General features: G+C 67.8%; 24 protein-coding genes. 2 read left to right on the top strand and 22 right to left on the bottom strand.

The features are described 5' to 3' along the window. The first annotated feature begins 134 nt into the window (after positions 1-134). On the top strand, positions 135-1097 hold the full coding sequence (locus BN3560_RS09375) for a D-2-hydroxyacid dehydrogenase (protein ID WP_096227844.1): 963 nt from the start codon (positions 135-137) through the stop codon (positions 1095-1097). A gap of 64 nt (positions 1098-1161) precedes the next feature. On the opposite strand, the gene hisS is transcribed toward BN3560_RS09375, so the two are convergent. The 10 genes from hisS to BN3560_RS14540 form a co-directional block, all read right to left on the bottom strand. After that, on the bottom strand, positions 1162-2523 hold the full coding sequence (hisS, locus tag BN3560_RS09370; RefSeq protein WP_096227843.1) for a histidine--tRNA ligase: 1362 nt from the start codon (positions 2521-2523) through the stop codon (positions 1162-1164). 135 nt (positions 2524-2658) lie between these two features. Next, the gene (locus tag BN3560_RS09365) at positions 2659-4197 is read right to left on the bottom strand and encodes a cobyrinate a,c-diamide synthase (protein ID WP_096227842.1); all 1539 of its coding nucleotides are present in this window, start codon (positions 4195-4197) and stop codon (positions 2659-2661) included. Positions 4198-4250: 53 nt separating this feature from the next. Beyond that, positions 4251-4565, bottom strand: coding sequence for a TusE/DsrC/DsvC family sulfur relay protein (locus BN3560_RS09360; RefSeq protein ID WP_015539531.1), 315 nt, complete (start codon positions 4563-4565; stop codon positions 4251-4253). Positions 4566-4638: 73 nt separating this feature from the next. Beyond that, positions 4639-5904, bottom strand: a complete 1266-nt coding sequence (gene dsrP, locus BN3560_RS09355) for a sulfate reduction electron transfer complex DsrMKJOP subunit DsrP (protein ID WP_087189898.1) — start codon at positions 5902-5904, stop codon at positions 4639-4641. After that, positions 5897-6673, bottom strand: a complete 777-nt coding sequence (gene dsrO, locus BN3560_RS09350; RefSeq protein WP_096227841.1) for a sulfate reduction electron transfer complex DsrMKJOP subunit DsrO — start codon at positions 6671-6673, stop codon at positions 5897-5899. Before dsrO ends, dsrP begins: the two co-directional genes overlap by 8 nt. A 55-nt stretch (positions 6674-6728) precedes the next feature. After that, positions 6729-7118 (bottom strand): sulfate reduction electron transfer complex DsrMKJOP subunit DsrJ, encoded by a 390-nt coding sequence (gene dsrJ, locus BN3560_RS09345; RefSeq protein WP_096227840.1) that lies wholly within the window; start codon positions 7116-7118, stop codon positions 6729-6731. Continuing rightward, positions 7111-8775 (bottom strand): sulfate reduction electron transfer complex DsrMKJOP subunit DsrK, encoded by a 1665-nt coding sequence (dsrK, locus tag BN3560_RS09340; RefSeq protein WP_096227839.1) that lies wholly within the window; start codon positions 8773-8775, stop codon positions 7111-7113. The genes dsrJ and dsrK overlap by 8 nt, the downstream gene beginning before the upstream one ends. A 5-nt stretch (positions 8776-8780) precedes the next feature. Further along, on the bottom strand, positions 8781-9770 hold the full coding sequence (gene dsrM, locus BN3560_RS09335) for a sulfate reduction electron transfer complex DsrMKJOP subunit DsrM (RefSeq protein WP_096227838.1): 990 nt from the start codon (positions 9768-9770) through the stop codon (positions 8781-8783). After that, positions 9767-10279 (bottom strand): hypothetical protein, encoded by a 513-nt coding sequence (locus BN3560_RS09330; RefSeq protein WP_087189903.1) that lies wholly within the window; start codon positions 10277-10279, stop codon positions 9767-9769. Before BN3560_RS09330 ends, dsrM begins: the two co-directional genes overlap by 4 nt. A gap of 9 nt (positions 10280-10288) precedes the next feature. After that, positions 10289-10759: a hypothetical protein gene (locus BN3560_RS14540; protein WP_197702184.1), complete on the bottom strand. Its 471-nt coding sequence runs from the start codon at positions 10757-10759 to the stop codon at positions 10289-10291. A 30-nt stretch (positions 10760-10789) separates the two neighbouring features. Between BN3560_RS14540 and BN3560_RS09320 the strand changes: the two genes are divergently transcribed. Continuing rightward, complete coding sequence (locus BN3560_RS09320) at positions 10790-11446, top strand: precorrin-2 dehydrogenase/sirohydrochlorin ferrochelatase family protein (protein ID WP_096227837.1); 657 nt, start codon at positions 10790-10792, stop codon at positions 11444-11446. 78 nt (positions 11447-11524) lie between these two features. Here BN3560_RS09320 and BN3560_RS09315 read toward each other — a convergent pair whose 3' ends face one another. From BN3560_RS09315 to hemA, 12 genes are all read right to left on the bottom strand, one after another. After that, complete coding sequence (locus BN3560_RS09315; protein WP_096227836.1) at positions 11525-11992, bottom strand: hypothetical protein; 468 nt, start codon at positions 11990-11992, stop codon at positions 11525-11527. Positions 11993-12016: 24 nt separating this feature from the next. Further along, positions 12017-12886, bottom strand: coding sequence for a hypothetical protein (locus tag BN3560_RS09310; RefSeq protein WP_096227835.1), 870 nt, complete (start codon positions 12884-12886; stop codon positions 12017-12019). 99 nt (positions 12887-12985) lie between these two features. Continuing rightward, positions 12986-13360, bottom strand: coding sequence for a hypothetical protein (locus BN3560_RS09305; RefSeq protein WP_015539522.1), 375 nt, complete (start codon positions 13358-13360; stop codon positions 12986-12988). Between the two features lie 3 nt (positions 13361-13363). Further along, on the bottom strand, positions 13364-14725 hold the full coding sequence (locus tag BN3560_RS09300; RefSeq protein WP_096227834.1) for a YeiH family protein: 1362 nt from the start codon (positions 14723-14725) through the stop codon (positions 13364-13366). A 148-nt stretch (positions 14726-14873) separates the two neighbouring features. Next, the gene (gene dsrB / locus BN3560_RS09295; protein WP_096227833.1) at positions 14874-15929 is read right to left on the bottom strand and encodes a dissimilatory-type sulfite reductase subunit beta; all 1056 of its coding nucleotides are present in this window, start codon (positions 15927-15929) and stop codon (positions 14874-14876) included. A gap of 51 nt (positions 15930-15980) precedes the next feature. Next, a complete protein-coding gene (gene dsrA, locus BN3560_RS09290) occupies positions 15981-17171 on the bottom strand; it encodes a dissimilatory-type sulfite reductase subunit alpha (RefSeq protein WP_096227832.1) in 1191 nt (396 codons plus the stop codon). A gap of 34 nt (positions 17172-17205) precedes the next feature. Beyond that, complete coding sequence (locus BN3560_RS09285) at positions 17206-17394, bottom strand: 4Fe-4S dicluster domain-containing protein (protein WP_087189912.1); 189 nt, start codon at positions 17392-17394, stop codon at positions 17206-17208. Between the two features lie 63 nt (positions 17395-17457). Then, positions 17458-18744 (bottom strand): glutamate-1-semialdehyde 2,1-aminomutase, encoded by a 1287-nt coding sequence (hemL, locus tag BN3560_RS09280; protein ID WP_096227831.1) that lies wholly within the window; start codon positions 18742-18744, stop codon positions 17458-17460. 52 nt (positions 18745-18796) lie between these two features. After that, positions 18797-19774 carry a porphobilinogen synthase gene (gene hemB / locus BN3560_RS09275; RefSeq protein WP_096227830.1) on the bottom strand — a complete coding sequence of 326 codons (978 nt, stop codon included), beginning with the start codon at positions 19772-19774 and terminating at the stop codon, positions 18797-18799. After that, positions 19771-21303 carry a uroporphyrinogen-III C-methyltransferase gene (cobA, locus tag BN3560_RS09270; RefSeq protein WP_096227829.1) on the bottom strand — a complete coding sequence of 511 codons (1533 nt, stop codon included), beginning with the start codon at positions 21301-21303 and terminating at the stop codon, positions 19771-19773. The genes hemB and cobA overlap by 4 nt, the downstream gene beginning before the upstream one ends. Before the next feature lies 1 nt (position 21304). Further along, positions 21305-22234 (bottom strand): hydroxymethylbilane synthase, encoded by a 930-nt coding sequence (gene hemC, locus BN3560_RS09265; protein WP_096227828.1) that lies wholly within the window; start codon positions 22232-22234, stop codon positions 21305-21307. Then, a complete protein-coding gene (gene hemA / locus BN3560_RS09260; RefSeq protein ID WP_096227827.1) occupies positions 22231-23592 on the bottom strand; it encodes a glutamyl-tRNA reductase in 1362 nt (453 codons plus the stop codon). The genes hemC and hemA overlap by 4 nt, the downstream gene beginning before the upstream one ends. Positions 23593-23634: the final 42 nt, after the last annotated feature.

Raw genomic sequence — 23634 nt, 5'->3', positions numbered from 1 at the left:
CCTCCCGCCCCGAGGGGCAGCCGCCCGCGTTACCGCATCGCATCGCTTCGGCACCCGGAAGGCCGCACCGTTCACGCGGTGCTACAATCGCCGGCAGAGCAAGCCGAACAGTGCACCTGCGGGAAGGAGCGCCCATGAACATCGCGGTTCTCGAAGGATACGTGAACAACCCCGGCGACCTTAGCTGGGACGCCCTCGAATCGTACGGCACCGTCACCGTGTACGACCGCACGCCGCGCGACCAGCTGGCGCAGCGCGTGGCCGAAGCCGGCATCGTCGTATCGAGCAAGACGGTCTGGGACGCCGAGGCGCTCGGCTGGGCGCCGCGCCTCAAGATGATCGCGCTCACGTCCACCGGCTACAACGTGGTCGACCTCGATGCGGCGCGCGCACGCGGCATCGTGGTGTCGAACGTTCCGGCCTACTCCACGCCCGACGTGGCGCAGATGACGTTCGCGCTCTTGCTGGAGCTGTGCCTGCACGTGGGCGAGCATTCCCAGCTGGTCATGGACGGCGGCTGGACGCGCGCCAAGGACTTCTCGTTCTGGAGCACGCCGCTCGTGGAGCTGGCGGGAAAGACGATGGGCATCGTCGGCATGGGCAGCATCGGGCAGGCGGTGGGCCGCATCGCCCGCGCCTTCGGCATGCCCGTGGTGTTCGAGAACCGCTCGCCCAAGCCGCAGCTGGAAGGCGACGGCGTGCGGCAGGTGGATCTGGACGAGCTGCTGGCCACGGCCGACGTGGTTTCGCTGCACGTGCCGGCCACGCCCGAGACCGAGCACCTGATGGACGCCGCAGCGCTCGCCAAGATGAAGGAAGGGTCCTACCTGCTGAACACCGCGCGCGGCTCCCTCGTGGACGAGCAGGCCGTGGTGGACGCGCTGCGCTCGGGCAAGCTGGCCGGCTTCGGCGCCGACGTGGTATCGGTCGAGCCCATGCGCCCCGACAACCCCCTGCTCCAGGCGAAGGGCGAGAACATCGTCGTCACGCCCCACATCGCCTGGGCCACCCATGAGGCCCGCGAGCGCCTGCTGGCAACCGTCGCCGCCAACGTGGGGGCCTTCGTGGACGGCCACCCGCAGAACGTCGTCGATTAGAACGGCTTCCGAAACGCGCGGCCGCATGCGGCACCGGGCTTCCCGCGCGCGGCGTGCAGGGCCCCTACGCGCCGAACACGTCTTCGATATTCGGGGGCTCGCAGCCCTGGGGCTCGGCGGACAAGCGGGCTAGCAGCGCCTTCGCTTCCGCAAAGTCTGCGAGGCGTTCCTCGTGCGTCTGCATGTCGCGCACCTTCACCTTGCCCTCGGCCAGCTCGTCGGGCCCGAGCACGGCCACATGGGAGGCATGCAGCTTGTCGGCCAGCTTGAACTGGCTCTTGAGGCTGCGGTGCTGGTGGTCGACCTCGCCGGCGAAACCGGCGTCGCGCAGGGCCTGCACGAGCGAGAAGGCTTCCGCGCGCACCGAGTCGTCCACGCACGCCACGAAGAAGTCGCAGCGCGCGGCCGGCGGGAACGCACCGCCCGCCGCCTCGAGCGCCAGCACGCAGCGCTCGTAGCCGAGCGCCCAGCCGAAGCCGGGCGTGGGACGGCCGCCCACCTCCTGGGCCAGCTTGTCGTAGCGCCCACCGCCGCCGATGGCGTTCTGGCTGCCCATTCCCTCGGTCACCTGCACCTCGAACACCGTGCGCGTGTAGTAGTCGAGCCCGCGCACGAGCTTCGGGTCCTCCACGTAGGCGAGCCCCGCGCCGTCCAGGTAGGACTTCACGGCCTCGTAGTGCTCGCGGCAGTCGTCGCACAGGTGGTCGGTGATCTTCGGCGCGCCCTCCATGACGGCGGCGCATCCGGGGTTCTTGCAGTCGAACGCGCGCAGCGGGTTGATCTCCGCGCGGCGGTTGCATTCCTCGCAGAGCTCGCCCGCATGCTCGGCCAGGTAGGAACGCACGGCCTCGCGGTAGGCCGGGCGGCACGCGTCGCATCCCATGGAGTTCACGAGCAGGCGCGTGCTCTCCACCGGGATGCCGATGGCGGCGTAGAAGCGCATGAGCATGATGATGCCCTCGGCGTCCACGCTGGGCTCCTCGGCGCCCAGGCACTCGATGCCCACCTGGTTGAACTGGCGCTGGCGGCCCTTCTGCGGGCGCTCGGCGCGGAACATCGGGCCTGCGTACATGAGCTTCGCCGGCTGCGCGCCCTGCGGCACCAGGTCGTGCTGCACCACGGCGCGCACGACGCCGGCCGTGCCCTCGGGCCGCAGCGACAGGCGGCTCTTCGCCTTGATGGAGCCGCCGTCAAGGAGCGTTTGCAGGTTCTGGCCCGAGATGGCGGTGAACATCTCCTTCGACACCACGTCGGTGGCCTCGCCGATGCCGCGCACGAAGAGCTCCGTCTGCTCGAACAGCGGCGTCTCGATGGGCAGGTAGCCGTAGCGGCCGAAGATGTCCGCGGCCACGGCCTTGAAGCGCGCCCAGAACTTCGCCTCGTCGGGAAGCAGGTCGCGCGTGCCTTCGGGGGATTGGATTGCCATGGAGAGTTCCTTTTCGTCTCGTGCGTTTCGATTGCCCGCTATTGTAGCGCATCCGGCGACCGAGCACGGAGAAGGAACGGTGGCGGCGTGCGCGGCGCCCAGGGGGAGGCTTGCCGCGCAGCCGCTTCGAGATGGTTATCGCGCGCTGCGTAGCGCGCGGTAACGCTCGGCCGCCCGCACGAAGCTGGGGGCCCATGCAGGCGAGGCGAGGGCGTTCACGTGCAGGTAGCCGGCCACCACGTTGCCGGTGCACGCGCCGTCGAAGCCGGGCACGATGCCGCGGCCGCGCTCCACCGCATAGGCGAACCGCAGAGCGGGGTCGAGGTCCGTCGCCTGCGAGTGATGGTGCTCGTGGCCCACGAGCACCATGCCGGGATCGAGCCAGGAGCCGGACGCGTCCACGACGGCGCGGGCGTAACCGTGCGCCGTCTGCCTGTCCTGCACGACCGTGTCCAAGCCCAGCACGCCCGCCATGTCGTAGCTCCGGCCGCGATGCACCAGGCGGCGTCCCAGGTACATGAGGCCGCCGCATTCGGCGTACACGGGCAGGCCGTGCTCGGCGCGCTCGCGCACGCTGCGGCGGAAAGCCTCGTTGGCCTGCAGCTGCTCGGCGAACTCCTCGGGGAAGCCGCCGCCCACGTACAGCCCGTCCACGTCGAACGGCAAGGCCTCGTCTCCCAGGCTGCGCACGAACACCAGGCGCGCGCCCGCGCGCTCGAGCGCGGCAAGGTTCTCGGGGTAGTAGAACGAGAACGCCTCGTCGCGCACGACGGCGATGGTCGCCCGCGCGGCATCAGCATCCCCGCGCACGACTCCAGCCGGTGCAGCAGGGCCGGTAACCCCGCTTGCCTGCGCGCCGGTAGGGGCGGAGGCGGCGACTTCGCTCTCAGCCTCGCCGTGCGCGGCCGCCCACGCCGCCTGGGGCACCGCGTCGGTCGATGCCTCCGCTGCCGGCAGCTCCCCCGCGCTCGCCGCGATGGCCCTCACGGCATCCAGATCCACCCACTCCGCCACCACGTCGGCAATACCGTCGAGCAGGCGCTCCCGCTCATCGGTCTCGCCGCTCGTCACGAGGCCCAGATGGCGGTCGGGCACGTTGAGCCGCGCATCGGCCGGAACCGCGCCCACCACGGGAATGCCGCACGTGCGCTCGATCACCTCCGTGACCAGCGCGCGCTGCCGCGCCCCGCGCACCCGGTTCAAGATGACCCCCGCTATGCGCACGTCCGTATCGAACGCGCAGCATCCCAGAACGAGGGCGCCCGCCGTCCGCGTCATGCGCGTCACGTCCAGCACGAGGACGACCGGCGTGGCCGTGATCTTAGCTATCTCGGCCGATGACGTGCTGCCCTCGGCATCCAGCCCGTCGTACAGGCCCATGGCGGCCTCGACCACGCACACGTCGGCGCCCGCCGATGCCCCGCGCACCACGGCGCGTATCTGGTCGGGCTCCATGAAGTAGCGGTCAAGGTTGCGGCTCGTCCTGCCGGCTGCCACCGTATGCCAGCCAGGGTCGATGAAGTCGGCGCCCTTCTTGAAGGGCTGGACAGCGCACCCTTGCCGGCGCAGCGCGCGCAGCAGCCCCAGCGTGAGGACCGTCTTGCCGCTCCTGCCATGGGGCGCGGCAATCATGACCCGGGGCACAACCGGGCCTGTCGTCTCTATAGCTGACATAAAACGTCCCCCGTCCGGGCGCGTCTCCCTCCAACGCGCCCGGACGCGAAGGCCTACACGCAGCCGGTCGGCTTCAGCAGGCCGGCGATCTTGCAGGCTCCCTTGCCGGGGCCGCTGGGGAACAGCTCGTAGATCTCGGCGTTGGACTTGCCGGTGTCCCTCAGCATCTTGCGCACCATGGGGGCCACGCCGAACTCGGCGTAGTACCCGCGCAGGTAGTTGATGACCTCCCAGTGCTCGTCGGTCAGCACCACGTCCTCGGTCTCGGCGAGCTTCTCCGCAACCTCTTCGTCCCACAGGCTGGCGTCCTCGAGGAACCCGTCCTCGTCGAGCGCGAGCGTGCGATCTCCAACCACCAACTCAGCCATAGCTATCCTCCTTTGATCGTCGTGCATCATCTATGACCAGCCGACGGACTGCTCCGCCGGCCGATGCTCGTCTCTACGAGGCGGCCGGCTCCTCCAGGGCACCGCCCACCGCGACGCCACCTTCCGCGCGGCCGTCGCCCGCCTCCGCGCCCGCGCCTTTCGGCGCCGCCGGCACCGGGGCGAGGTCGCCGTTCTCGGCGCGCACGCCCACGGCCACCTTGCACAGCACGGTGAGCGCGAGCGCCCCGATGCTGTACACGCCCACGATGACCAGGAGCTCGTTCGGATTGGGGATATACTCCACCACCTGCTCGAACGAGTTCGGCACGAAGCCGCCCAGCACGAGGCCCAGCCCCTTGTCGATCAGGCAGGCGAAGAACACCGCCGCAAGCGCCGGCACGAGCACCTTGTGGGAACGCCGCAGCTTGGGCACGAGCAGAAGCAGGATGCCCCCGATGGCCAGCACAGCCGCCAGCCACATGACGGGAACGAGCTGCGCATGGCCGTCCAAGCCGAAGAACAGGTACTCGATGGGAGCCTTGTGCCCGGGCATGTTGCTGTAGAAGGCCGTGAACACCTCGAGTATGAAGAAGAACACGTTGGCGATCATGGCGTAGCACACCGTCTTCGCGAGCGAGTCGATGGCCTTGTCGCTCACGTTGAACCGCGCGGTCTTGCGCAGCACCAGGCACAGCACGATGAGCAGCGCCGGCCCTGCGGCGAACGCGGAAGCCAGGAAACGCGCGGCCATGATGGCCGTGAGCCAGTACTCGCGCCCCGCCAAACCCGAGATCAAGAACGCCGTGACCGTGTGGATGCCGATGGCCAGCGGAATGGCGATGATGCTCAGCACATGCGTCCACCGGGGCGGCGGGAAGCCCTTCTTCTCGGCGCCGAGCACCGTCCACCCGATGACCAGGTTCACCACCAGGTACGAAGAGAGCACGCACATGTCCCAGAACAGGATGGAGTTCGGCGTGGGGAACAGGATCACGTTCAGCACGCGCATAGGCTGGCCCAAGTCCACCACAATGAACAGCACGGCCGTGAGCACGGCCGCCACCGCCATGAACTCGCCGATGACGACGATCTTCGCGTAGGTCTTGAAATGGTGCAGGTAGTACGGGATGGCCACCATGACGCCCGAGGCCGCCACGCCCACCAGGAACACGAACTGGGAGATGTACAGGCCCCACGATACGTCGCGGCTCATGCCGGTGAGCGTGAGGCCGTTCGCCAGCTGGTTCGCATAGGCGGCCACGCCCGCGACGATGCCCAGCAGCAGGATGCCGACCCAGGCATAGTAGCCCTTAGAGCCGCGCAAAGCCTTCTCAAGCATGCGCCTCGCCTCCCTTGATCATGTAGTAGACGCTCGGGCCGGTGCCGAGCGACGTGCGCCTTCTCACGGCGAACGACTCGTCGAGCGCACGGCGCACGTCGGAGTCCGGATCGTTCAGGTCGCCGAACAGGATGGTGCCGTTCGACGCCTCCACGCACAGCGGCAGCTCGCCCGCGTCGATGCGGTCAGCGCACATCATGCACTTCTCCACCACGCCCTTCGTGCGCGTGGGATAGGAGGGATCGACCTCGTCGAGGCACGGCCCCGGATCGCGGAAGTTCAGGCTGCGCGCGCCGTAGGGGCAGGCCGCCATGCAGAACCGGCAGCCGATGCAGCGGTGGTAGTCCATCTCGACGATGCCGTCGTCTCGCTTGAACGTGGCCTTCGTGGGGCACACGCGCACGCACGGCGGCTCCTCGCAGTGGTTGCAGAGCACCGGCACGGTGGCTTCTTCCAGTTCGCGCGAGGGGTGCTCGGAGTGGATGTCGGCGAAGCTGGCCTCGAAAGGCTCGCCCCATATCCACTTGACCTCCTCCTTCGGATCGCCGATGTCGGGAACGTTGTGGGCATGATGGCACGCCGCCTGGATCTTGCCCATGTCGGCCTCGCGGTTGAACCGCTCCACGTCGACCACGAACCCCCAATGCCGGCCCTCGACGCCGCCTGCGGACGCTCGGGCCGTCCCGGTGTACGAGCTGCAGCCGCCCAGGCACCCCAGGCCGGCAACGCCGAGCGCAGCTCCCGCTATCAGAAAATCACGTCTCTTCATGACCGGTACCCGGCTCCTCTCATCGCCCCCGTGAAACGCCTTGGCCGCCCGCGCCTCATGACGCTTCGCCGTCGTGGCAGTCCCAGCAGTACGGATCGACCGACGCGTAGTCGTGGCAGGAATCGCAGAACTCCTCGCGGTTCGAGTGGCATTCCAGGCAGGTGCCGTCCAAGCTCTTCTCGTACACCTGCCCCGACGCGCTCTCGTACTCGCGCGAGCCGTCGCGCACCACGTCGTTGCGCCACTCGTCGAGCAGCTGCATGTGGTTGTCCTTCATGTACTCCGTCGACGCCACGCACTCCTTCGCCTGCTGCGCGTTGATGGCGGGCGTGTCGAGGCTCGTCTCGGGGGCCGGCGCGGCGTTGGCCAGGTTCACGATGAACGGCGACAGCACCGCCAGGCAGAACAGCGCCGCGAAGGCGATGATCCTTCCTCCCTTATACATGGTCCGCCCCGCCTTCCCCGTCGCGCGCCGCCCCCGCGCCCTCCGCGGGCGCCGGCGCGAGCTTCTTCGGCAGCTCCTCCAGGCGCAGGTCGAGCGTGCGCTCGCCCTCGCCGTCCAGCACGAGCGCGTTGCCCACCAGCTCGTGCACGCCCATGACCTTCGTCCCGGGCACCCAGTAGTCCATGAGGGCCGGGAACGACGCGCGGTCGAGCGCGCAGATGTTCGCCAGCGTGTTCACGCCGTACTTGTCGCGCACGTGGCGCACGGCGTTCGCGCGGGGGAAGCCGCCGCGCATGCGCAGCTCCATGTTCTCGCCCGCGTTCAGGCCCGACCCGCTGCCGCAGCACAGCGTCTTCTCGCGGATGGTCTCCTCGGGCATCTCGTGGAAGTGGTTGCACACCTTGTTGATGATGTAGCGCGGCTCCTCCAAAAGGCCCATGGCGCGCGAGGTGTTGCACGAGTCGTGGTACGTGACCACCAGATGGTCGTTGCGGCTCGGGTCCACCTTGATCTTGTCGTGGTACAGCAGGTCGGCCGTGAACTCGGTGATGTGCACCATCTTCGTGGAGGCCGCGTTCTCGAACCGCGTGCCGGTGATGGGCGACACGGGAACCTTCAGGAAGTCCGCCGGGCCGTTCCACGTGTCCATGTACTGGTTCACCAGGCGCCACATGTGGCCGCACTCGCCGCCCAGTATCCACTTCACGCCCAGGCGCTTCGCCTCGGCGTACATCTTCGCGTTCAGGCGCTTGGCCATGTCGTTGGCCGTGAAGAAGCCGAAGTTGCCGCCCTCCGATGCGTACGTGGACAGCGTGTAGTCCAGCCCCAGCTGCTCGAACAGCAGCATGTAGCCCATGAACGTGTACGTGCCGGGCTCGGCGTACAAGTCGCCCGACGGCACCACGAACAGGATCTCGGCGCCCTTGCGGTTGAACGACGGGTTGATGGTCTTGCCGGTGATGTCCTGCAGGTCCTCCATGAGGAACTCGATGTTGCTCATGATGGTCTGGGGCTCGAGGCCCACGTGGTTGCCCTTCATGTAGCAGTTGGCAACCGGCCCGGCTATCCATTCCGTGTTCAGGCCCAGCAGGTTCAGCAGCTCGCGGCCCATGAGGGTGATCTCGGCCTGGTCTATGCCGTAGGGGCAGAACACCGAGCAGCGGCGGCACTCCGTGCACTGGTAGAAGTAGTAGTGCCATTCCTTGATGACGTCCTCGGTGAGGTCGCGCGCGCCCACCAGCTCGCCGAGCAGCTTGCCGGACGTGGTGAAGTAGCGGCGGTACACCGAGCGCAGCAGCTCCGCGCGCACCACCGGCATGTTCTTGGGGTCGCCCGTGCCCTGGTAGAAGTGGCACTTGTCGGCGCAGGCACCGCAGCGCACGCACACGTCCATGTACAGCTTGAACGAGCGGTACTTCTTCATGAGGTCTTCCATGCCGTTGAGGACGATGTCCTTCCAGCCCTCCGGCAAATGCCAGTCCTCGTCGGCCGGCGACCAGTCGTGGCCGTTCGGCATGCCCACGACCTCGAGGTTCTTCGGCTTCGTGCCGTAGCAGTACATGCCCTCCTTGAACTCGGTGGGCGTGTGCATCCAGCCCGTCTTGGGCACGTCGAAGGAGAAGTCCAGAAGCTCGTCTTGTTTCGGTAGTTTCGCCATCGCCCTCACTCCGCATCCAGCGGCAACCCGGCCTTGACCAGCTTGTCCTTGAACTCGTCTTCGTATTCGGCGTACGTGTGCACGGGCAGGTCGGGGTTCCACGGGTTCACGTGGCGCACCGCGCGGCTGTCGTTGGCCTGGTTGCGCGTGGGCGACAGCACGATGCCGCCGGCGTGCATGAGCTTGCTCCACGGGAAGTACCCGATGAGCACGCTCGCCAGGAAAAGGTGCACGTAGAATATGGAGCCGATGCCGGCTATCACCACCGGATGCAGCGTCACCAGCCCCATGGCCACTTCCTTGACGCCCTCGATGTCAACGCGGAAGAAGTAGCGCATCGCGATGCCGGCTATGACCACGCCCAGCAGCAGGAACAGAGGGAAGAAGTCGTTCGGCAGCGACAGGTAGCGCACGCGCGGGATCACGACGCGCCGGATGAACAGGAACGTGAGCGCGCTCACGATCAAAAGGTCGGTGAGGTAGAGTGCCGGCAGCCCGATCTGGAAGAACGCGTCGGCGCCTTCGAGGGCCACGATGGCCCCCGGCACCGGCTCCAGGAAGAAGCGCAGGTGGCGCAGCACGATGATCAGCATGGACCAGTGGAACACGAGCGCGCCGAGCCACAGCCACTTCGCCGAGCCCACGCCGAGGGCCTCGCCCTGCTTCTCGGTCTTCGTGTTGCGGAACAGCGACCGGAACACCAGCACCTCGAGCAGCATGCGGCCCACGACGCCCGCGAAGGACGAGGGGTTCTCTATCTTGTTCTGCTTGACCCACGGCAGCGACTTCTGCTGGCCGCAGGTGGTGGGGATACGGAACGGCACGGCCGACTTACCCCACTTCACGAGGCGGAACACAAACCCGCCCACGAAGCTCGCCAGGGCGAGATAGGGAATGACGATGCCGAACACGGCGTAGAGGCCCGCGTACTGCGTGCCCACCCAGGCCACGGCGGCGAGGGCCAACGTCAAGATCAGGGGGCCGACGATCCTCATACCGCGTCCCCCTCGCGCCGGGCCCGTTCACGGGCCAGCCTTCTGTTCATGAGACCCTCACCTCTCTGCATCTCGTCCAACCTGATCTGGTTCAGCTTCTCCCGAGATTCGACGTACCGGTCGGACGCGTAGCGCCCCAAGGCGTCGATGCGCTCGTCCACCGAGGCGAGCTCTTCGTCGCCGGCTGCGACGCCCACAGCGTCGCGTACAACCTGCTTCAGATCGAGAAGAGGGCGCAACGCATGCGCCTGATCCGTCTCCTGGACGGCTCGCAGGCGGCACCAGTCGGCCACCGAGGCGGGAATATCCGCCTCTTCCCCCGCGTCTGCCAACCAGGCGAGCACGTCGCTTGCGCACTCGTCGGCAAGATAGGCGGCGGGATTGGAAAACCGGCCCGCCTTCCCCGCCGCAACAGGGAAGGCGGATTCGGACCCGCCGTCGAAACACGCCCTCCAAGCCTTGAAGAGAGAACTTCTCCTCGCGTCGATCTCCCCGTAGACCGTGCCCATGAGCACGTCTTATTCGGGAGGGGCGACTTTGCCCTTCAGGGCGACGAACGTGGTGGTGATGTAGAGGTATTCGACCTTGTCCTCGAACGCAAGCTCTTTGACGGCCAGGTCGACGGCGGACTTCTCCTCGGAGATCGCCTTGGCTATCTCCTTGCTCTTCGCCTTCTCCACCGTGTCAAGGTAATCGAGAACTTTTTGCTTGATGGCAGGATCTGCAGCACCTTTTTGCATACGAGCCTCCTCCTCGATAGGGCGCGTGCCAAGGAAGGCGTACCGGGCCGAACCCGTTGCCCTTCCCCACGCAGCTACCAGTAAATCATCCTGCTCGCCACCTGTAAAATAAAAGGTTTTCATCAAGGCATTACGAAACGCGATGACCACCTTTAATACCTGTTCAACCATCATTTTTAATGCTTTTTGCCCCGCGCTTCGGCAGCCGTCCGCCACCGTGTGCGCTACAATGGCAGGCGCGGGCGCCAAGCCCGATCACGCCTTGGGGAAAGGGGCGCCATGCCAACGTATCCCGTCTCGCTCGTCCTGCAGGACCGCGCCGCGCTCGTCGTGGGCGGGGGCGCCGTCGCCACCCGGAAGGTCGAGGGGCTGCTGGCCGCCGAGGCAGCCGTCACCGTCGTAGCGCCCGAGGTCACGGACGCCCTCCGCGCGCTCGTCGACGCGGGCCGGTGCGCCTGGCGCGCCAAGGCCTACGATGCCGACGACCTGCGCGGCGCCGACATCGTGTTCGTGGCCACCGATGACGAGGACGTGAACGCGCGTGCCTACCGCGACGCGTCGGAGGCCCATCTCATGGTGAACGTGGCCGACCGGCCGGAGCTCTGCACGTTCTTCCTCCCCTCGGTGCTGCGCCGGGGCAAGCTGTCCATCGCCGTGTCCACCGAGGGCGCGAGCCCGCTCACGGCGCGCCGGCTGCGCAGCGAGCTGGAGGAGCGCATCCCCGCGGGCTTCGAGGCCTACCTCGACCTTCTGGCCGCCTGGCGCCCGCGCGCCATCGCCGCCCTGCCCGACGAGCCCGCCCGCCTCCGCTTCTGGCAGCAGGCCACCGACGGCCGCGTCCAGCGCCTCGTGCAAGCCGCCGATGAAGAGGCCGCCGAGCGCCTCCTGGAAGAGCTGCTGGAAGCCGAGCGGACCGCCTGCGCAACCCTTTTGTAGAGACGGACCTTCGGTCGGTTCCAGTTTCCTTGCATTCGTGTAACGAGTTCCGCCGTTAATAACAGCACGCCCGCCGGCTCAGCGGCGCAGGGACTCCAGCTGGGGCAGGAACTCCTCCACCAGCGCGGGGTCGGCGGCGGCCAGGAGGTCGGCGGCGGCGAGCAGGCTCGGGTGGAACGTGGGCTCGTCGAGAGCGGCCATGATCAGGTACGAGGCGAACCGGCCGTAACGCTCGGGCGCGCCGGCCACCACGGCGGCGGCGATTTCCGGCGCCGACCACGCCACGTTGCCGCCCTCCTCGTTCATCTCCCACAGGCTGCGCCGGATGGTCTCCCGGAAGAACTCGGGCATACCCGCCGACCGCTCGCGCGAGAGCATGCGGAAGCACGCGACGGTGCGCGCGTGGTGCGCCACGTCGGGCGCGCAGGCCAGCCGCTTGAGGAAGCGCTGCACCCGATGCGGGTCCTCGTCGAACAGCGCCAGGATAGCCGTCTCGTCGCCGGCCTCGACAAGCGCCCGCACCCCGCTTTTCGTGATGTCGGACACGTTGGCCCCTTCCCTCGTGCCCGCCTAGGACGCCGTGCCCGCAGGGGCACCGGCGAGCTCCTTGCGGGACTCCTTCTCCAACTGCTTCCTCGCTTCCGCCGTGCACCAGGTGGTACCGCCATGCTCCGCCACGTAGGCAAGGCGCGCATGCCGCTCGGCAGGATCGGCCAGGCAGCCCGCCGCCTTCAGCGAGAACAGCACGCGATGCGCGGGGAGGGCCTTGGGGTCATCGGCAACCTGGAGATACCCGGCCGCCGCCTTGGACGGCTTCCCGTTAAGCTCCTTTGACAGCATATCGCGCAGGGCCACGTGCTCGGCAATGTGGGAAGCAGCATCCTTCGACAGCCCCTCGGCGGGCAGCTCCTTCAAAGCCTTGACCTCGGCAGTGAGGCCCTTGAGGTCGCGCTTGTCCCACGCACAGTACGCCAGAAGGTTGTGGTAGAGGAACATCCCCTGGGGGTCGGCGTCGTCCTCCAGAGCCCGCATGAGCTTGGCCGCCTCGTTCCATTTGCCCTGCCATCGCAGGGCGTAGGCATAGCTGAACAGCCCGCTGCGCGGGTCGGCGTTCTTCTTGTCCTTCTCGAGCAGGGCAAGCGTCCAACGAGCGCACAGGAGCGGGTCGCAGTCGTCGTCGATGAGGCGCGTGAGCCCCTTGTTCACCGAGCCCCTCATGAACACCCCGAAGAAAACCGCGACGATCATGAGCGGCAGAAGGATGAACGTGCTGATGGCGAACCAGGGGGTGCCCGACATTCCCATGATCATCACGAACAGCGCGAAGGCGGCAACCCCCGCGACGCGCACTCTGATGGTGTATTTGCGACGCACCCATTCGCGCGACTCCGCGTCGGCCTCGTCGCCGAGCACCTCCACGATACGCTCGTAAGCTCTCATCTTGACCCCTTTCCCCTCGCGTCGCCCCTGCGGTGAAAAAACCGCAGGCAGCCCCGTTTTAGCGAGACCGCCTGCGGCTTCAAGCATGAACCTCCGGGGCTAGATCATGCCCCATTTGCGCGTGTACTCGCTGTAGAGCGCGTAGTCGTTCTCGCTGATCCCCGCCTCTTCGAGCCGGGGCAGGATGTCCTCGTAGATCATCGTCTCCGTCTCCATCCACACCCCGTCCTTCTTGACGGTGATCTCCCAGTCGTCATGGATGCTGAGCAAAAACTCCATGACGGCCGCGCTGTGCGACATGCACCGGTTCGTGTAGGCCGCGAGCTCGCGAATCGCATCCGGAGTCGCCTCGATCTTCTTGACGGACTTCCAAGGCGATTTCCCCCTCCGGCGCCACTCCCCCGCCTCGAAGAACGGGAGGAAGAAGCAGGCGCTTTGAATGCAGGTATGCTTGACTACGGTTGGCTCGTCCATTGCTTACCCGAGTCCCACGGTCGTCCAGTAGCTGTTCAGGATAATCGTGGAGAACAGGAAGCCGAGCGCCACGTTGACCACGACGCCGCAGGTGAAGGCCGCGAAGGGCTTCCAACCGGTGGCGGCGAGCGCCTTGAAGCGCGTGGTCAGGCCGATGCAGAGGAAGCACAGGATGAACGCCCAGCCGCGCAGGCCCTTGATGGGGCTGAGGACCTGCTTGTCGATGGTGGCCGCAACGTCGGGAGTGCTCGCCAACGTCACGACGGTGATGAGGATGGAGGCGATGAAGAAGCCCACGACGAACTTCGGGAAACGCTCCCAGATAACGCCGGCGGACGGCTTCTGGCGGGTGCCGTCGGCGCTTTCGCCCTTCTCCCACATGGTGACGGAGATGATGGCCAGGATGAAGGCCCACACGCCCACGAAGATGTCGCGGCCGACGACCTTCATGAGGGTGAACGTGGTGATGGCGCCGTCGCCGAACTGGGCGGCCGCGGCCATGCCGGCGGCGTCCGCGAACTCGGACGTGCCAATCCACGCGCCGGAGGCGCCGTCGGACAAGCCGAGGGCGCGGCAGACGACGGGAAGCAGGAACACCATGATCGTAGCCCAGATAACAACCATCGAGATGGACACCGACACGTGCTCCTTCTTGGCGTTCACGGCAGAGCCGATGGCGATGGAGGCCGACACGCCGCAGATAGAACCGCCGGTGGCCAGCGTCGCCGCGAACGGCTTCTCAAGCTTGAACAGGCGCGAGGCGCAGAAGTAGATCACCAGGAAGGTGGACACGGCGATGATGGTGGCCTGCATGAGGGCAACCGGGCCGGACTGCAGGATCAGCGTGAAGGGAAGCGTGGCGCCCATGAGCACGATGCCGGTCTTCACGTAGAACTCGGTGCGCATGCCGGCTTCGAACCAGTCCGGGATCTTCACGAAGTTGCCGATGATGATGCCCACGATCAGGGCCATGACCGGCGCTTCGAGGCTGAACTGCTTCGCCAGGCTCCAAGCGGAGAGGATCTGGACCAAGATGGCCATCACGTAGAGGAGCGTGAAGCCGCCCAAGAACTTGGGCACGTTCTTGCCCATGATGCCCATGACGATGGAGAAGATGACGGCCAATACGACGTAAAGGATGATCGCGTTCGGGAAGATCCCGGTCACACACGGCAGCAGGCCCGAGAAGTCGCTGTATCCCGCGAACTTGACGTTGAGGGCGCCCAGGATGCCGGACTGCCCGGTTGCCCAAAGGACCAGGGCGACGACGACGATGCCGAGGCCGATCCATACGGCCCACCAGTCCTCCTTCAAATAGAGGCTCTTGAGGCCCCCGCCGTTGGTCTTGGTATTGTTTGTTGACATAATATCCCCTTTTCTTTGTTCGAGCAGCTGCATGCCGCTCGTCCCTCAAACACTCGATCAGCGATAAGCGATGTCGTCGGCTATCGTTGACCAATCCGCGCCGACCGGTTCCGCCGGCCCCGCCGACGCGGATTGAGAGCTCGAAGCGCTAGTACTTGAACGCCGCCGACGTCCTGAACGTCTCGCGCGAGAAGATGTAGTCGTCGATGTGCTTGTCGGTGAACGGGATGCCCGACAGGCTGAAGAAACGCTCCCAGCCGATGCGCTCGACCCACTCGCCCAAGCGCTCGCCCCTCCGGGCGTTGGCGATCCAGAGATCCACGATGTGGCGCACCGCCTCGGTGACCTCGGGCCAGCGCGGCGGGTTGTTCGGCAGAAACGGGATGACCATGCGCGAGAAGCTGGGCGCCGTGCGGGCGTTGGACACCTTGCCGCCGATCAGGATGGCCACGCCGTCGTTCTTGGCATCCATGATGTGCATGCCAGGCGACATGGTGTAGCAGTTGCCGCAGTACATGCAGCGCTCCTCCACGATGGTAACGCTCTTGTTCTTCGGGTCGGGGCGGATGGCCGCCGTGGGGCAGCACGCCACCAGGCTCGGAATCTCGGTGCCCTTGCGGATGGCCTCGTGGTCCATGCGCGGCACGGTGCGGTGGATGCCGACGAGCGCGATGTCGCTCACGTGGGCGGCGCCGCACATGTTCAGGCAGCACGCCATGGCGATGCGCAGCTTGTTGGGCAGGTCGTCGCGCTTGAAGTACTCGAACAGGTCGTCCATGACCGCCTTCGTGATGCCGGAGGCGTCGGTGGCCGGCGTATGGCAGTGCACCCAGCCCTGCGTGTGCACGACGTTGCTGATGGACGCGCCGGTGCCGCCCACGGGCAGCCCTTGAGCTTCGCACTCTTCGATGAGCGGCTCGACGTTCTGCTCGTCCGACACGAGGAACTCGATGTTGTTGCGGCTGGTGAAGCGCAGGTAGCCGCCGCAGTACTTGTCGGCCAGCGCGCACACGTCGCGGATGAAGTCGACGCACACGAGGCGGGGCGAGGCGCAGCGGACGCTGTACAGCGCCCCGGCCGGGCCCACGTGCTTCAGCACGCCGGGACGCGGCGACTCGTGGTACTCCCACTTGCCGTAGTTCTGCTCCACGATAGGCGGCAGGTTCTTACGGTAGTCCGGAGGTCCATTGTCGATCTTGGGCATGTAACTCACCTCATCTTTCAACGGGAACAATACGGTTCAAGCGCGAGCGCGCTAGACTTCGATCTCGTCCTTCTGCCAGAACACGTAGGGGTTGGCGCGCGGACGGTACACCATCTGGGGAACGGCCGGAATGCCCGTGGCGCGCAGGAACTCGCCCATGCCCAGGCGGTAGATGAGCTCGCCGATGCGCTCGCGCGTCTTGCCGTTCTCGTCCCACCAGTCCCAGATGCGGTCCATCATCTCCTTGAACTCGGTGTAGGGCGGCTCCATCTTCATGAAGGGCACGATGACCCACGACATGAAGGCGGACTTCACGATGGTCGACTTCGCGCCGATCATGATGGTGGCGCCCTTCTCCTTGCCCTGCTTGATGGCCTTGCCCATGACGTTGATGCAGTGCATGCAGCGCGTGCACTCCTCGGCGTTCACCGAGAGCTCCTGCGTATCCTTGTCGTAGGTCAGGCAGTGCGAGGGGCAGCGGTGGCACACGTCCATCTGGATGTCCAGGCCGTCGGCGGCGTACTTTTTCACCTCGTCCTGGTCGATGATGATGGAGTCGCGCCAGGTGCCGATGATCGAGCAGTCGGCACGCGCCTGGGCCGCCACGCAGTCGTTCGCGCAGCCGGACATCTTGAACTTGAACTTGTACGGCCACATGGGACGGTGGATCTCGTCCTGGTACTCGTTGGTCAGGTCGTAGCACATGTCAAGCGTGTCGTAGCAGGCATGCTCGCAGCGGCCGGGGCCCACGCAGCAGCTCGGCGAGCGCAGGTCAGAACCGGAGCCGCCCAGGTCGAAGCCGCGGTCGCTGATGTCGTCGAAGATGGGCTGCAGCTGGTCGGTGGTCGTTCCCAGCAAGATGATGTCGCCGGTGGAACCGTGCATGTTCGTGAGGCCGCTGCCGCGCTCCTCCCACACGTCGCAGATCTCGCGCAGCATGTCGGTCGTGTAGAACCAGCCGCTCGGCTGGGCCACGCGCACCGTGTGGAACTCGCTGATGTTCGGGAACTCCTCGGGCATGTCGGTGTAGCGGCCGATGACGCCGCCGCCATAGCCCTTCACGCCCACGATGCCGCCGTGCTTCCAGTGGCCGACCTTGTCCTCGTAGGACGTCTCGAGCAGCCCCAGCAGATCGTCGGCCATGGCGTTCTTCTCGCCGGCGCGCTTGATCTGGGTCACGAAGCTTGGCCACGGACCCTTCTCCAGCTCGTCGAGCTGGGGGGTTTCTCTCTTCTCTGCCATAATATCCTCCTGTTTTCCGGGGGGTTCGTTGGCGCTACAGTTCCATCACGGTGATAGCGCCGGACGGGCATACCGTCGTGCAGGCCTCGCAGCCCATGCAGTCGCACGGGTCGCCTTTGATAGAGGCCTTCTCCCCGTCGAAATCCAAAATGCCCGCGGGACAACCGTCTGCGCATGAGTTGCACCCGGTGCACGCCTCCTCGTCAAGAGAAACCATATACATACCAATCACCTCCTTCCCGTTGCGAACTCGTCTTCGAGCTGCACGCACGTACCGCGCGATGCGTTAAAGGGCGCGCATCGCGCGCTCGGCTTGCTCCAGCGTGAACGCGATGTCCTGCCCGCTGTGGGCCGTCGAGACGAACGCCGCCTCGAACTGGCTCGGGGCAAGGTACACGCCCGCCTCCAGCATGGCCCGGTAGTAGCGCGCGAACCTGTCGGCATCGGCGTTGCAGGCGCTTTCGTAGTCGACCACCGGCTCGTCCGCGAAGAAGGCCGAGAACATGGCCCCCACGCGGTTGACCTGCAGCGGCACGCCGCAATCGCGCGCGATGCCCTCCAGGCCGTCAGCCAGGTCGGCGGTGGTTTTGAAAAGGTTCTCGTAGGTGCCGGGCTCCTGCAGCAGCTTGAGCGTAGCCAAGCCGCCCGCCACGGCCAGCGGGTTGCCCGAGAGGGTGCCCGCCTGGTACACCGGGCCGAGGGGGGCCAAGCCCTGCATGAGGTCGGCGCGCCCGCCGAAGGCCGCGAGCGGCAGCCCGCCGCCAATGACCTTCCCCAGGCATACGAGGTCGGGCAGCACGCCGTAATAGCGCGAGGCGCCGCCGTAGTCCACGCGGAAGCCCGTCATCACCTCGTCGAAAATGAGCACGGTTCCCTGCTCCAGCGTGAGCGCGCGCAGGTCGAGCAGGAAGCCGGGATCGGGCGGGACCACGCCCATGTTGCCCGCGACCGGCTCCACGATGACCGCGGCGATGCGCTCGCGGTACTGGTCGAACAGCGCGGCCACGCTCTCGCTGTCGTTGTAGCGGGCCACGAGCGTCTTCTCGGCCACTTCCTTCGGCACGCCGGCCGAGCTGGGATTCCCGTTGGTGAGCGCACCGCTGCCGGCCTTCACCAGCAGGCTGTCGGAGTGGCCGTGGTAGCAGCCCTCGAACTTCACGATGTAGTCGCGCCCGGTGGCGCCGCGCGCCAGGCGCAGGGCGCTCATGGTTGCCTCGGTTCCGGAGTTCACGAACCGCACCATCTCCACCGCGTCGTATGCGCGGCGTATCTCCTCGGCCAGCGCCGTCTCGGCCTCGGTGGGCGCGCCGAAGGAAGACCCCTGCTGCGCTGCGCGGCACAGGGCCTCCACCACGGCAGGATGGGCGTGCCCGCAGATGAGCGGGCCCCACGAGCCCACGTAGTCCACGTAGCCGTTTCCGTCGACGTCCCAGACGTGCGCGCCCTCGCCGCGCGCCAGGAACACCGGGTTGCGCCCCACCGCGCGCGCGGCGCGCACGGGCGAGTCGACCCCTCCCGGTATCACCCGGCAGGCAATGCGGAACGCTTCCTCGCTTCTCGTCGTGTCGAGCATGCCCGGCACACCTCCTTCTTCCCCGCGCCGGCCGTCTTGCCGGCGCGGTCGGTCACATCGATTCGTGCAGCCACCCGGCAACGTCGAGGGCGTGATACGTGATAAGCAGGTCGGCGCCCGCGCGCTTGCAGCCCAGCAGCGCCTCCATGACCACGCGGCGCTCGTCGATCCACCCCTGCGCGGCCGCGGCCTTCACCATGGCGTACTCGCCGCTCACGCAGTAGGCGGCCACGGGCAGGCCGCAGGCCTGCTTCGTGCGGTACAGCACGTCGCCGTAGGCCATGGCCGGCTTCACGATGACGAGGTCCGCGCCCTCCTCCACGTCGAGCATGACCTCGCGCAGGGCCTCGTCGCCGTTCGCCGGGTCCATCTGGTAGCTCTTGCGGTCGCCGAACTGCGGCGCCGAGTCGGCCGCCTCGCGGAACGGCCCGTAGAAGGCCGAGGCGAACTTCGCCGCGTAGGACATGACGGCCACGTGAGCGAAGCCGTTCTCGTCGAGCGCGTCGCGGATGGCCCCCACGCGGCCGTCCATCATGTCGGACGGCGCCACGATGTCGGCCCCCGCCCGGGCATGGGACACGGCCGTGGCGGCCAGCAGCTCCACCGACTCGTCGTTCAGCACGCGCTCGCCGTCCACCAGGCCGCAGTGGCCGTGGTCGGTGTACTCGCACAGGCACACGTCGGTGATGACGGTGAGCCCGGGCTGCCGTTCCTTGGCAAGGGTCACGGCCTGCTGCACGATGCCGTCTTCGGCATAGGCCTGCGTGCCGCGGGCGTCTTTGAAGGGCGGCAGCCCGAACAGGAGGATGGCGGGAATGCCCTTGCCCGCCACCTCGTCGAGCACCGGCCCGAGCCGGTCGAGGGAGTAGTGGAACACGCCGGGCATGGAGGGCACGGGCTCCTGCTTGTCCGTGCCGCTGCACACGAACAGCGGGTAGACCAGATCGTCCACGCGCACGTGGTGCTCGCGGACCATGGCCCGCAGGCCGGCCGTTTCCCTCAGGCGGCGGGGGCGCTTGCGCATCTTCATGGGAGCTCTCCTTCTTGCGAATCGACGAGCGCGGCCACGAGGCCCGCGATGGTGTACTCGGCCGCCTGGGCGCGGGGTTCGAGGCCCGCTGCGCGCAGCGTCTCCGTAGTCACGGGGCCGATGGAGTACAGGTCCGTCCCCTCGAGCAGCGTCGGGCCCCCCAGGCATGCCAGCAGGTTCGTCACCGTGGACGAGCTGGTGAACGTGACGGCATCCACGTCGCCCGCGCTCAGGGCGGCCGCGAGCGCCTCCGCGCCCTCCGCCACCGCTTGCGTGCGGTACGCGGCCACGTCGCTCACCAGGGCACCCTGTTCCTCGAGCGCCCGGGGCAGCACGTCGCGGGCCTCCTCGGCACGGGCGATGAGCACGCGCTCTCCCGCGCGCACCTTATCCGCCAGCAGCCCTGCGAGACCCTCGGCGCAGAACTCCCGCGCAACCTGGACCTGCGTGATGCCGTGGGCCGCGAGCGCCGCCTGGGTTCCCGTGCCGATGGCCGCCACCTCTGCTCCTGCCAGGCAGCGGGCGTCGAGGTGCTGGGCCGCGGCCTCGGCGAAGAAGGCGTCCACCCCGTTCGCGCTCGTGAACACGACCCAGTGGTACGCCTCGATACCGGCCACCGCCTCGGCGAGCGGGCGCGGGTCGGTCGGGGGGGCTATCTCGATGGCCGGGAACTCGAGGACCTGCGCGCCGCGCTCCTCGAGGGAGGACGCGAGGGCTGATGCCTGGTGGCGGGCCCGCGTGACCACGACGGTCTTGCCGAACAGCGGCTTGCGCTCCGCCCAGGACAGGCGCTCGCGCAGCGCGGCCACCTGCCCCACCACGATCACGGCCGGGTTCTCGATGCCCTCCTCGCCCACGCGCTCCTCGAGGGAGGCCAGCGGGGCGCACACCGTGCGCTGCATCGGCCAGGTGCCGTAGCGCACGACGGCCGCAGGGGTGGCGGGATCCATGCCGTGCCCCACGAGGTTGTCCACGATGCGCGGCAGGTTCTCCATGCCCATGAGGAACACGAGCGTGCCCTTGAGGCGCGCCACCTGCCCCCACGGGATAGCCGAGGTGCCCTTGCCGTCGCGCTCGTGGCCCGTGATCACCGTGAACGACGAGGCCGCGTCGCGGTGCGTCACCGGGATGCCCGCATACGCGGGGGCGGCGATGGCCGACGTCACGCCGGGCACCACCTCGTAGGGCAGGCCGTGGTCGCGCAGCTCCTCCGCCTCCTCGCCGCCGCGCCCGAACACGAACGGGTCGCCGCCCTTCAGGCGCACGACCACGTTGCCGGCCAGCGCCTTCTTTACCAGCAGGGCATTGATCTTGTGCTGGGGCAGCGTGTGGTGGTCGGGGGTCTTGCCCACGTAGACGAGCTCGCAGTCCGGCCGGGCGTAGCCCAGCAGGCGCGGCGACACCAACCGGTCGTACACGAGCACGTCGGCACGCTCGATGGCCGCCCGGCCCTTGAGCGTGAGCAGGCCGGGGTCGCCGGGTCCGGCGCCCACGAGGTATACCCGGGTCTCTCCCGTCGAATGCGGCATGTCACACCCCCGCCCGATCGGCGCCCGCGGGCAGGATATCCGCCGCGCCCCGCGCGAGCGCGTCCTCGGCGGCCTCGCGGCCCACGCGCTCGGGCTGCGTGCCCGTGCGCTCCACGCGCACCATGTGACTGCCGTCCAGGCTGCACACCATGCCCGAGAGCCTGACCACGTCGCCGGTGCACACGGCCAGCGCGCCGATGGGCGTCTGGCAGCCGCCCTCGAGCGCCGCCAGGAAGCTGCGCTCGGCACGCGCCGCGCGCTCGGACTCCGCATGGTTCACGGCCCGCACGAGCGCGGCGGCGTCGTCGCGGCCCGCGGCCACCTCCACCGCGATGACGCCCTGGCCCGCGGCCGGCATGACCATGTCGGGCGCCAGGTACTCGGTGATGCGGTCGCGCCATCCCAGGCGCGCCACCCCGGCCACGGCCAGGATGATGCCGGCCATGCCCTCGTCCTCCTGCAGCTTGCGCCAGCGGGTGGCCAGGTTCCCGCGGATGCTCACGCACTCCACGTCGGGGCGCACGCGATGCACCTGGGCGGCCCGGCGCAGGCTCGAGGTGCCGATGCGCGCTCCCTCGGGCAGGTCGGCCAGCGTCATGCCGTCCTTGCCCAGGAACGCGTCGCGCGGGTCGTGGCGTATACAGTATGCACCGATCTCGAAACCCTCCGGCAGCTCGGTGGGCAGGTCCTTCAGGCTGTGCACGGCCAGGTCGATGGTCCCGTCGCGCAGGCCCTCCTCGATCTCGGCCGTGAACACGCCTTTTCCGTCCACGAGCGGCAGGGGGGTCGCCAGGTCGCGGTCGCCCGCCGTGTCCGTCTCGGCCAGCTCAACCTCCAGGCCGGGATGCGCCTCGATCAGGCGCTCGCGCACCCACTTCGCCTGCCATAATGCCAATTCGCTCTTTCTTGTGCCTATGACCAGGCGCTTCATCGCGAACCTCCCGTCAACGCATCCCCGGGGCCCGCTCCCGCCTCCGCAGGCACCGGCGCCTCCGCACTCGCAGGCTCCTCCTCGGGATCGAGGTGGAACAGCTCCTGCAGCATGGCGGCGTACGCACGGCTCTTCTCGGAACCCGCCATGGCGTTGAGCGACGCCACGGGCTCGTGCACCAGCTGGTGGGCGATGGACGTGGCCAGGCACTGCACGGCCTGCTTCTGGCTGGGCGTGAGGCCCGAGAGCTTGCCCATGGCGCGCTCCAGCTTGTCGGCCTTGATGCGGTCGGCCTGGCGGTAGAGCGCGTCGATCGTGGGGATGTACTCCAGCGAGCGCTGCCAGCGCTCGAAGTCGGCCGCCGCCTCGTCGATGAGCTGGGCGGCCGTCTTGGCCGCGCGCAGGCGCTCGTTCTGGTGACGGTTGGCCACGTCGCGCAACTCGTTGATGTCGTAGCAGCTCACGTTGGGGATGTCGCGCACCGCCGGGTCGATGTCGCGCGGAAGGGCCATGTCGATGCACAGCAGCGGCCGCTCGGCGCGGCGCTCCATGATCGCGGCCAGGCGCTCGCGCCCCACCAGGCAGCTCTTCGCCGCCGTGGCCGAGAACACCACGTCGGCCTGCTCCAGGCAGGCGTCCATCTCGTCGAGGGAGCAGGCGCCGAAGCCGTACTGGCCGGCCAGCCGCTGCGCTTTTTCCAGCGAGCGGTTCGACACCATGGCCACCGACACGTCCTGCGCCACGAGGTACTTCATGGTCAGCTCGCTCATCTCGCCCGCGCCCAGGATGAGCACCCGCTTGTCCGCGATGCCGCCCAGCTCCCGCGCGGCCAGCTCCACGGCAATGCGCCCGATGGAGGTGGAGTAGCGGCTGATGCGCGTCTCGGAGCGCACCTTCTTGCCCAGCGACAGCGCGCGCTGGAACCACACGTTGACCATCTTGTCGTTTGCCCCCGCCTTGCAGGAGGCCCGGTAGGCACGCGACACCTGGCCGGCTATCTCCGTCTCGCCCACGATGAGCGAGTCCAGGCCGCACACGACCTCGAACAGGTGGCGCACGGCGCGCCCGTCCGTGAAGGCGTACAAAAGCTCGCGGAACTGCCGCGCCGGGGCTGCATCGGCCGCGCCCCCCTGGCCCAGGATGAAGTCGCGCACCCGGGCGACGCCCTCGTCGGCGTCCTCGCACACGCCGTAGAACTCCAGGCGGTTGCACGTGCTCAGCACCACGGCGCCGGCGAGCCCGGCGGCCGCCTTCACATCCTGCACGCACAGCTCGTTTTGCGAGTGGTGCACGCTCAGCTGCTCAAGAATCTCAAGGGGTGCGCGCTTGATGCTCAGCCCCACGACGATGGTATGCATAGTCCCGCTCCCGTCTCATCCCCCAGCCGCCCGCTCCCCAGC

The organism is Gordonibacter urolithinfaciens (genome assembly GCF_900199375.1).
GTDB classification, from domain to species: Bacteria; Actinomycetota; Coriobacteriia; order Coriobacteriales; family Eggerthellaceae; genus Gordonibacter; species Gordonibacter urolithinfaciens.
The sequence above is the reverse complement of the archived record's forward strand: the minus strand, read 5'-3'. Positions and strand labels throughout refer to the sequence as shown.